This window comes from Rhodococcus sp. NPDC057135 (assembly GCF_042670865.1).
In the GTDB taxonomy this organism is placed as follows: Bacteria; Actinomycetota; Actinomycetes; order Mycobacteriales; family Mycobacteriaceae; genus Rhodococcus_F.
In genome coordinates, this window is record NZ_JBHUUU010000049.1 from 1 (window position 1) to 1,146 (window position 1,146).

Below are 1,146 nucleotides of genomic sequence, written 5' to 3' on the forward strand. Positions count from 1 at the left end.
GGGTGTGGAGGCGCACTTTCTGGAGGCATGCGTGAATCTCGAACAGATAAAGGCTGCACAGCAACTTCTCGCCCCGGTCATGCGCCGCACCCCGGTGGTGGCCTCACGAGTGTTGTCTGAAACCACCGGCTTCGCCGTGAACTTGAAATGTGAAAACCTGCAACGCACCGGCTCTTTCAAGCCGCGCGGTGCCTACAATCGCATCGCCAATTTATCCCCGGAGGAACGGGCGGCAGGCGTGGTGGCGGCCAGCGCCGGTAACCACGCGCAGGGAGTTGCGTGGTCTGCAACAGAATTGGGAATCAAGTCGACGGTCTTCATGCCGACCGGTGCGCCGCTGCCGAAGTTGGTGGCCACCAAGGCATATGGGGCCCAGGTCTACCTGCACGGTTCGACTGTCGACGAAACGCTCGTCGCCGCTCGCGAATTCGCGGATAGAACCGGAGCAGTCCTGGTCCACCCGTTCGACCACGAAGACGTCGTGGCGGGACAGGGCACGGTGGGCCTGGAAATCCTCGAGCAACTCCCCGAGGTAGGCACGATCCTCGTTCCCACCGGCGGCGGTGGATTGATCGCCGGAGTGGCTGCAGCAGTCAAAGCTGTACGCCCGCAGGTACGCATTGTCGGAGTGCAGGCCGAAACCGCGGCCGCCTGGCCGGCGTCGTTGGCGGCCGGGAAGCCGACGGCCTTGGCATCGATGTCGACAATGGCGGACGGTATCGCCGTGGGCTGCCCTGGCGAGGTTCCGTTCGCCGAGGTTGCCGTACACGTTGACGCGGTGGTCACGGTCAGCGAGGAAGCGCTGTCCAAAGCGCTGCTGCTATGCCTCGAACGCGCCAAGCTGATCGTCGAACCGGCAGGCGTCGCGGCCGTTGCGGCGTTGATGACGTGCTCGCCGGAGGAATTGGGTCTGACCGGGCCGGTATGCGCTGTGCTGTCCGGCGGCAACATCGATCCGCTGCTGCTCACGCACGTGATCTCACACGGACTGCGGGCAGCCGGACGGTTCCTCGGCGTTCACATCACCATCGACGATCGGCCGGGTGCGCTGGTCTCACTGCTCGAAGTGGTTCGGGCAAATGGTGCCAGCGTGGTCGACGTCATCCACTCCCGTACCGGTGGCGAACTTGCACTCGACGAAGTGGA

Annotated in this window: 1 protein-coding gene; it reads left to right on the forward strand. The window is 64.3% G+C overall.

Going from position 1 to position 1,146, the window contains the following annotated elements; all coding sequences use genetic code 11:
* Positions 1 to 31: 31 nt before the first annotated feature.
* The coding region (ilvA, locus tag ACFT1A_RS30980; RefSeq protein ID WP_378450111.1) for a threonine ammonia-lyase at positions 32 to 1,146 on the forward strand (1,115 nt) is incomplete at its 3' end.